The sequence below is a fragment of the Methylophilus aquaticus genome (assembly GCF_030769565.1).
Classification (GTDB): Bacteria; Pseudomonadota; Gammaproteobacteria; order Burkholderiales; family Methylophilaceae; genus Methylophilus; species Methylophilus aquaticus.
On record NZ_JAVCAP010000019.1, the window covers coordinates 69,253 to 77,561 of the forward strand.

Below are 8,309 nucleotides of genomic sequence, written 5' to 3' on the forward strand. Positions count from 1 at the left end.
CAACCTACACCCCAGCGCCACCATCTGGGTTAAACCAGTTTAAACGGGCACGTAAATTCACCACTTCACCGATAATGGTCAGGCTAGGTGGTTTTAATCCGGCCTTTTCCACATCTGCGGCCAAATGTTCTAGCGTTGAAACCACCACTTTCTGTTTATGTGTTGTACCTTGCTGTATCACTGCAACTGGCATCTGTGGCGAAACCCCCTCCACCATCAGCCGCTCACAAATCTGTGCCAAGCCTACCAGGCCCATATAAATGACCACAGTCTGCTGCGGCCGTGCCATCGCCTGCCAATCCAGATCCAGCGACCCATCTTTCAAGTGTCCGGTGATAAACAAACAGGCCTGTGCATAATCACGATGCGTCAACGGTATGCCTGCATAACTGGAAACGCCATTGGCCGCGGTAATCCCCGGCACCACTTGAAAAGGCACGCCATGCTGCATCAGGGTTTCGATTTCCTCGCCGCCGCGGCCAAAAATAAACGGATCACCGCCTTTCAGGCGTAATACGCGCTTGCCTTCCAGCGCCAGTCTGGCCAGCAGTGCATTGATTTCCTCTTGTGGCAAGGTGTGCTGATCGCGTGACTTGCCGACATAAATCAACTCGGCATCTCGTCGCACCAACTCCATCACTTCGGCACTGACCAATTTGTCATACACACACACGTCGCATTGCTGCATCAGACGCAACGCCCTGAAGGTCAGCAGATCAGGATCACCCGGCCCACCGCCCACAAGATACACTTCGCCGCGTAGCGGACTATCCTCCGCCTTTGTTAGCAACTCGCCCAACAGGTCGCGTGCTGCCTGCTCCTGTCCCGACAACACACGCTCGACCAGCGGGCCGTTCAATACGTTTTCCCAAAACTGGCGCCGCGCCTGGGTGGTGGCAAACTTGGCTTTGACCTGATCACGAAACTCCCCGGCAATCGCAGCAATCCGTCCATAGGCAGCCGGCAGCATGGTTTCGATCTTGCTGCGGATATGCCTTGCCAACACCGGCGCATTGCCCTCGCTGGATACCGCAATCACCACCGGACTGCGGTCTATCACCGACCCCATGGTAAACGTACACAAGGCAGGCGCATCGACCACATTCACCGGAATATTCAAGCGCTTGGCGGCCACCGAAACCGCTTCATTCACCGCTTCATCATCCGTGGCGGCAATCACCAGGCAAGCACTGGTTAACTGCTCGGGCGCGAAGCTGGCAGCCACATACTGGATCTCGCCTTGCGCCAGCATCTGGCCAAGCTCGGCATTCAGCTCGGGGGAAATCACCGTCACATCGCCCTGCGCCTTGCGCAACATGATCACTTTACGCGTGGCCACTTCGCCGCCGCCAATCACAATACAACGTCGTTGCGCGATATTAAAAAAAATCGGTAATGCTTGCATGCAACGTGGGCCCAATGAAAAAGAATTCTATTTTACAACAGTCAACTCTGACCGGCAGTTGATTCTCATGCCTGCGACTGGCAAATACGCTAAAATACTGTTTTAGTTTAAAAAAACTGTTTGAGAAGGCTTGGATGAAGCAGGACAGCGGTAAAAAAATATTCATTAAATCGTTCGGCTGCCAGATGAACGAATACGATGCATCGCGCATGGCAGACCTGATGCACGAGCATGAAGGCATGACCCAAACTGACAATATGGAAGAAGCCGATGTCATCCTGCTGAACACCTGCTCGGTACGCGAAAAAGCCGAAGAAAAAGTCTTCAGCCACCTCGGTCGCATGATCCCGCTCAAAGAAAAAAATCCCAACCTGGTGATTGGCGTGGGCGGCTGTGTCGCCAGTCAGGAAGGCGACGCCATTATCAAGCGCGCGCCCTATGTGGATGTGGTATTTGGCCCGCAAACCCTGCATCGATTGCCGGAACTCATCAAAACCAAACGCCTTGAAAACAAACCGCAAGTCGACATCACCTTTCCTGAAATTGAAAAGTTTGACCACCTGCCCCCCCCGCGTGTGGAAGGGGCCACCGCCTTTTTAAGCATCATGGAAGGCTGCAGCAAATATTGCAGCTTTTGTGTGGTGCCTTATACCCGCGGGGAAGAGTTTTCGCGCCCGTTTGAAGATATCTTGACCGAGGCAATTCAACTGGCCGAACAAGGCGTGAAAGAAATCACCCTGCTCGGCCAGAACGTGAATGCCTACCGCGTGCAGTATCAGGGCATGGAGGCCGATCTGGCCATGCTGATCGAAACCATTGCCGAAATTCCCCAGATCGAACGCCTGCGTTATACCACCAGCCACCCCAATGAAATGAATGAACGGCTGATTGCCTGCCATGCCAACGTGCCCAAACTGGCCAACCAGTTACACCTGCCGGTACAGGCCGGCAGCGACCGCATTTTAATGGCGATGAAACGCAACTACACCACGCTGCAATACAAGGGCCTGATCCGCAAACTGAAAGCGGCCAACCCGGCACTGACCATCACCACCGACATCATTGTCGGCTTTCCGGGTGAAACCGAAAAAGACTTTCAGGCCACGCTCAAACTGCAACGCGATGTTGGCTTTGATTACAGCTTCAGCTTTTTATACAGCCCGCGCCCCGGCACACCGGCCAGCTACCTGCCAGACGAAACGCCGCAAGCCGACAAAGCCGACTGGCTCAAGCAACTGCAAACCGAAAATGAAACCAGTGGTGACGCCATCAGCCGCGCAATGCTGGGGACCGTACAACGCGTGCTCATCGACGGCCCGTCGTGGAAGGACCCTGCCCTGCTGGCAGGCAAAACCGATAACGGACGCGTGGTGGATATCGCTGCGGATGCCCGGTTTATCCATCAAATGGTGCAAGTCAAAATCACCGACGTCTACAACCCCAAACGCCTGGTTGGCGAAATTGTGAATTAAGCATGGAAATTACTTTAAGCCCCGAAGACAACCTGATGCTGGCCAACTTGTGTGGCCCGCTCGATGAAAACATACGCCAGCTGGCGAATGGCCTGGATATCGACATCAACCGCCGTGGCAGTACTTTTTACTTGAGCGGCACACAGACCAATATGCGCCTCGGTGCGCAAATGCTGGAAAACTTCTACGCGCGCTCCAAAAAACCCATTGAGCTGGAAGACATTCAGCTCGGCCTGGTAGAAATCGACAAACTCAAACCAGAAGAAGTCGCCAGCAGCGCCATGCCGGTACTCATGACCCGCCGCGGCGACCTGCATGGCCGCACGCCACGCCAGGTCAGCTACCTCCAGCAGATTCAGGACCATGACATCACATTTGGTATCGGCCCGGCAGGCACTGGTAAAACCTACTTAGCGGTTGCCAGTGCAGTGGATGCCATGACGCGTGACCGCGTGAAACGAATTGTGTTAGTTCGCCCTGCCGTAGAGGCCGGTGAAAGACTTGGATTCTTGCCTGGCGACCTCAATCAGAAAGTCGACCCCTACCTGCGTCCGTTATATGACGCCTTGTATGACCTGGCAGGTTACGACACCGTAAACAAAATGTTTGAACGCGGCGCCATTGAAGTCGCCCCGCTCGCCTATATGCGTGGCCGCACGCTCAACCAAAGTTTTATCATTCTGGATGAAGCGCAAAACACCACGCCGGAACAAATGAAAATGTTCTTAACCCGGATTGGCTTTGGCACCAAGGCGGTGATTACCGGCGACGTCACACAGATTGACTTGCAGCGTCACCAGAAAAGCGGCTTGGTTGAGGCACAGAAAATCCTCAAAGAAGTCAAAGGCATCGCCTTTACCCAGTTTATGTCGCAGGACGTGGTAAGGCATCCGTTGGTGCAGAAGATTATTAATGCGTATGAGAAGTTTGAGCAGAATACCGCTAAAGGTGAATGACAATCTCAACCAAAGCTAAAACTCAGAGGAATCATCACCTAGGCTAACCCCTGCTTCTTAGGTTAAATGCATAACAAGAGCGACTAATCGGTATTGAAAATCTATTGATACTGACCCCATCGATTCTCTGGCACCACTTGAAATTAAGAGAATTATGGTTATACTGATGCAACCATGAGGGTCGTATTTGATACATCATTATTGGTTGCTGCCATCCGCTCCAAACAAGGTGCAAGTTATGCATTGATATCATCATTGCCTAATCCGCAGTTTGAAATATGTTTATCTGTTGCACTCTATGTTGAATGGCAAGCAGTATTAACACGTGTAGAACATTTACCACCCGGACAGCAGCCTGAAAACGCATTAGCATTTTTGCGTTATTTAGCCTCGATTTCTCATCTGCAAGACATTTATTATTTATGGCGCCCTCAACTACGAGACCCAAATGATGACATGGTGCTAGAGCTAGCGGTTGCATCACAGGCTGAATATATTGTTACTCATAATGTACGCGATTTTCAAAATCTAAAATTTGATATTCAAGCGATTAGCCCTGGTGAATTTTTAACCCAATTAAGGAGAAAAGAATGAGCGCTTTGACTATACGAATACCCGAGTCGCTCCACCAAAACCTTAAAGCACTAGCCGAGCGTGAGGGTGTCTCAGCAAACCAATTTATTGCCAGTGCAGTAGCCGAAAAAATGGCCAGTGTACTTACCTTAAACTATTTAAAATCTGAAGCGGCGCAAGCCAAGCGTGCTGACTTTGAAGCTTTTTTAGACGCTGTACCAAACACACCAGTAGCTGTTGGAACAGATAGAGTAACCGATTAAAAATGTTGGATTGCAAGACCTGGTACCTAGCTTGTAATGTTCTTCCATAAAATGTTGCACTTGGTTTTCGCGCCCGCCCAGGATCGACTTAGCATCAACGGAATGTGATATTTAATTGTCACTCTAAACTAGGCTGTTATTATTAATTTGGTCCAAATTTCTTGGCATAGCCCTCCCTGCCTAATGCCATGATCTCAAGATCATTTTTTCCTATTTCATCTACAGTTTTTATTATTAGCTTTGTTTTGAAAATGGAAATTTCACCTAAATACTCAGCCGAGTTATTCTGACCTAGAATTGCTGGCATCAAGTAAAAGCACTTAAAGAGTTGATATTGGGCAATAAATTTTGATAAATTTTCATCTGTTTTAGGTTCCATCGTGTTCATGCGGTTAGTTTGCATAAACACCTGATTGTTAGAATCAGATATATCGGATTTCCCAGAAGTAATTAAGACTATATAGTGGCTTGGATGTGATTCTGAAATTCCCCGAATGATTGCAATATGGATTTCTTCTTTCTTATCATCATTACCAAATCGTTCTTTCCATCTTGAGAATATTTTTCTCGCAGCTTCTTCATCTCTAAAAAGCAAACCGATTATTGGAGGCTGATTAGGAAAATAAGAGAAACCAGTACCAGACCATCTAGCACGATCCCAGAGATGCATATCAATTACAGAGCGAACTTGTATATCCCGATGATCCTTTGGAAGCTCAAATTTTTCTGATTTATTTTTTCTATCATCATCAGAATGTAGTTCTTTTTGCTCAATTTCCGGACGATCAGCTTGAAGTGTATATTTGACTGGGTTACGGGTATTCCAAGCTTCTAACCTAGAAACAGCTGTTTCAAAAATCCTTTGCCGGCTGTTCACTGAAAACACAATCATCGCAATCCGATCCATGAGGGACTCATTTTCGAAAAGCTGAATCACTGTTTCACCAAGGTTTTCTCCATAACATGTAGAAGTGAAAATCTCAGCAGCCAGTGTGATTAGAAAATTTATAACCTCTGGCTGCTGATTATATGAATTTGGCATTGAGCCTTCTGGCCATTCAACCTCGGCAATCATTTGATCTAGATCGATCTTGAAATCTGGTTTTTTTAAGTCTGATTTCTCAATTATTACAACAGTAAATTTCTCTGTATGTGCTGCTACATTGAGATCCAACATCGTTGCAAACAAGGCCTCGATTGAGCCTATGATTACTTCAGCGACAAGTATTGAAACGTCCGATGTCTGATGAACGACCTCAACTGCCATTCCTTGAACTTTCGTTGCTAAGCACTGTTCTCTATTAGGCTCATTAAATATAGGAGACCTTGGCAACTCTAGGGCAGAGGGTTGGTTGGCAAGGGTAGTAAATAACTCGACAACCCCTTCAGATGTTTCTTCTTTAGGTATAAATCCGTCACTCCGCAACAATTGCTCATGGCCGAGCGAATAAAGTAATGCATTACGAGAGTAAATCAGTCCTAGGGATTCAAATATGTCAGGCATGCTTGTAACAATTTGAAGCTGCTCTAATTCGAAATTTAATATATAGCTTGCCAGTACGAGGTCGAATTCATTTAAACGTTTAGTAGAACGTTCTATGGAGGGATCATCTAATGGCAAGCTGGATGAGCAGCCTCTTACTAATATGATCGCGTCAAGAATATCTGGCAGATGTCGCAGTTCAAGCGTAACCCAACCTAATAACATTAGATTAGGGACAATTGCTGCGGGAAGATGGTTATTTTATTCGGCATCAATGAAAATTGAAGCCACCAAAAAATAACAACAAGAACGTGAAGCCCAAAGCATCCCTGCATTCCGATAAGCTAAAGAAAGCAATTGAAGTGCTTCGATGAGTGAATCTATATACTCTTTTTTAGTTAGCTGACGAACAGCTTTTCCAAGGAGCCTAATAATTTCAAAATTACTGTCAAAGTCTAATTGTTGAGCTCTTTTTAAAAGCACCAATGCACCTTGAGCTTCACCAGTGCGATTAGTAACCAATTCAGCTACATCGTCCACTAGATTGGCATAAGCGGGATCATTGCCTGCAGCGTTCCCGAATACTTCTATTAGTTCTATCAGCTTTTCAACATCGTACTCTCCGAGATGTCCTGCCTTTTTAACTATTTCAGAAAATTGAGGCCAGATAGAACTGAAATCGTTAGGGTTTTGCGCTACAAGAGCTTGATTAAGTTTTATAACCAGTAGAGAAGTTTGGGCTTCCAAAGCATTATTTGGTCGTTCATCATCCTCTGATAGCACAGTTAACTTGTCTACTAACGGCCCAACTCTTTGATAAAGTTTGGCTTCATCTATAGATAAATGATTTTGAGATACCAAATTGAAAAGCAGATGAGCTAGATTGCAAAGTAGTTCGAGATTTTTTGCATGTGGTGAATCAATGACAAGTTTTTCAAGTTCATCATAATTGTGATTCAGATAACGAATATCCTCAAACCACCAAAAGGCGGTCCATATCGATTCATAAAGGGCCAAAAATTGTTGCCTGGAAGTACCATCCTGATTGGCCAAGCGAATTGCCCGGGAAAATCTGCCTTCAGTTTCATGCCTTGGACGCTCTAAATTCCGAGATAATTTGGCAGCTATGAGTGCTTCTGTAGCACGCTGCATTTCCATCCCAGCGTACGCCTCCGGATCATCAAATGAGTTTTCTATGTCTTCAAGTTGCTGGGTTCGTGAGTAATCAGTAGGCCCTAGCCGAATAGCATTAACTACGTGTTGGCCAACACCTAGATAGTAATAGGCGAGATCCTTGCGGTCTTTGGCAATAATCTCATCAACAATCCAAGTTCGGTCGTGGATGATAATCTCTATACCGTATTGAGCAGAAAGCTCGGCCTCTAACTCAGATCGCGTTTTAGCCCGAGCAAATTGAGAAGTTACACAGATTATTTTTTTATAATCTCTCTTTGTTTCAAATATTCCTGCTACATCTTTTCTAACTTTATCCGCCCAAGTTTTCTTTGCACTAAATGCAAACGCCCAGCGTTCCTTCCCTGCATTGGGGTATCCAATATACCTGAGCGTCGTAATTTCTTCCGCAACGGAATATGTTTCCGTATCGGCCTTGCTGTCACCACCACCTTCAGGTCCGGTTGCCGGTCTTAGGTTTGGGCAAATGACACGTTCACATAGCTTTCTGCAAAAAATCTCGAAGTCGTGAGTCTGATTTCGAGATGTAATGGTTTCAAGATGATATTCAAAAGTTGGTGCATCAAGCACATATGAAGTTTTCTCTGAGGTATCTGAATAATACTCCGGGCGTAATTGCCTCATGAATTCAGATGGTTTGGCTTGCTCTTTTTTCTTACTCTCTGCCATTCAGGACATCCATTTCAATTCAACCCCAAAGAATATATACATTAGCTTCAAATGGCGTACAAGAACGCCACTGAAAGAAAGAATTGCATAGGGTGTATCAGTAAATTAAGTGTCTCTTTCATTACTATTTTATACTTCATAAAAAACAAATACGAAGACAAATCTACGGTCTAGCAGAGGTGGACCCGGAAAACTGGACAGTGTTTTAAGTGATATTCTTGCTTAACCTTGCAGCCGATAGGCGGCAGAAAGCAGAGAAAGAAAGCAATGAAACGTACCCGAAGAACCCACGCA

The 8,309-nt window shown here is 46.4% G+C and carries 7 protein-coding genes; 4 read left to right on the top strand and 3 right to left on the bottom strand.

The genetic code is table 11. From position 1 onward, the window contains the following. Positions 1 to 4: 4 nt before the first annotated feature. Positions 5 to 1,405 carry a siroheme synthase CysG gene (gene cysG, locus Q9291_RS09280; protein WP_306389762.1) on the bottom strand — a complete coding sequence of 467 codons (1,401 nt, stop codon included), beginning with the start codon at positions 1,403 to 1,405 and terminating at the stop codon, positions 5 to 7. Between the two features lie 134 nt (positions 1,406 to 1,539). On the opposite strand from cysG, the gene miaB reads away from it, so the two are divergent. The 4 genes from miaB to Q9291_RS09300 all read left to right on the top strand — a co-directional run bounded on the left by miaB (position 1,540) and on the right by Q9291_RS09300 (position 4,669). Beyond that, on the top strand, positions 1,540 to 2,877 hold the full coding sequence (miaB, locus tag Q9291_RS09285; protein WP_306389763.1) for a tRNA (N6-isopentenyl adenosine(37)-C2)-methylthiotransferase MiaB: 1,338 nt from the start codon (positions 1,540 to 1,542) through the stop codon (positions 2,875 to 2,877). Positions 2,878 to 2,879: 2 nt separating this feature from the next. Beyond that, the gene (locus Q9291_RS09290; protein WP_306389764.1) at positions 2,880 to 3,833 is read left to right on the top strand and encodes a PhoH family protein; all 954 of its coding nucleotides are present in this window, start codon (positions 2,880 to 2,882) and stop codon (positions 3,831 to 3,833) included. Positions 3,834 to 4,007: 174 nt separating this feature from the next. Next, the gene (locus Q9291_RS09295) at positions 4,008 to 4,427 is read left to right on the top strand and encodes a putative toxin-antitoxin system toxin component, PIN family (protein ID WP_306389765.1); all 420 of its coding nucleotides are present in this window, start codon (positions 4,008 to 4,010) and stop codon (positions 4,425 to 4,427) included. Next, a complete protein-coding gene (locus tag Q9291_RS09300; RefSeq protein WP_306389766.1) occupies positions 4,424 to 4,669 on the top strand; it encodes a YlcI/YnfO family protein in 246 nt (81 codons plus the stop codon). Before Q9291_RS09295 ends, Q9291_RS09300 begins: the two co-directional genes overlap by 4 nt. 142 nt (positions 4,670 to 4,811) lie before the next feature. On the opposite strand, the gene Q9291_RS09305 is transcribed toward Q9291_RS09300, so the two are convergent. Both Q9291_RS09305 and Q9291_RS09310 read right to left on the bottom strand, forming a co-directional pair. Continuing rightward, the gene (locus Q9291_RS09305; RefSeq protein ID WP_306389767.1) at positions 4,812 to 6,377 is read right to left on the bottom strand and encodes a hypothetical protein; all 1,566 of its coding nucleotides are present in this window, start codon (positions 6,375 to 6,377) and stop codon (positions 4,812 to 4,814) included. Between the two features lie 36 nt (positions 6,378 to 6,413). Then, positions 6,414 to 8,015, bottom strand: a complete 1,602-nt coding sequence (locus Q9291_RS09310; protein WP_306389768.1) for a hypothetical protein — start codon at positions 8,013 to 8,015, stop codon at positions 6,414 to 6,416. Positions 8,016 to 8,309: the final 294 nt, after the last annotated feature.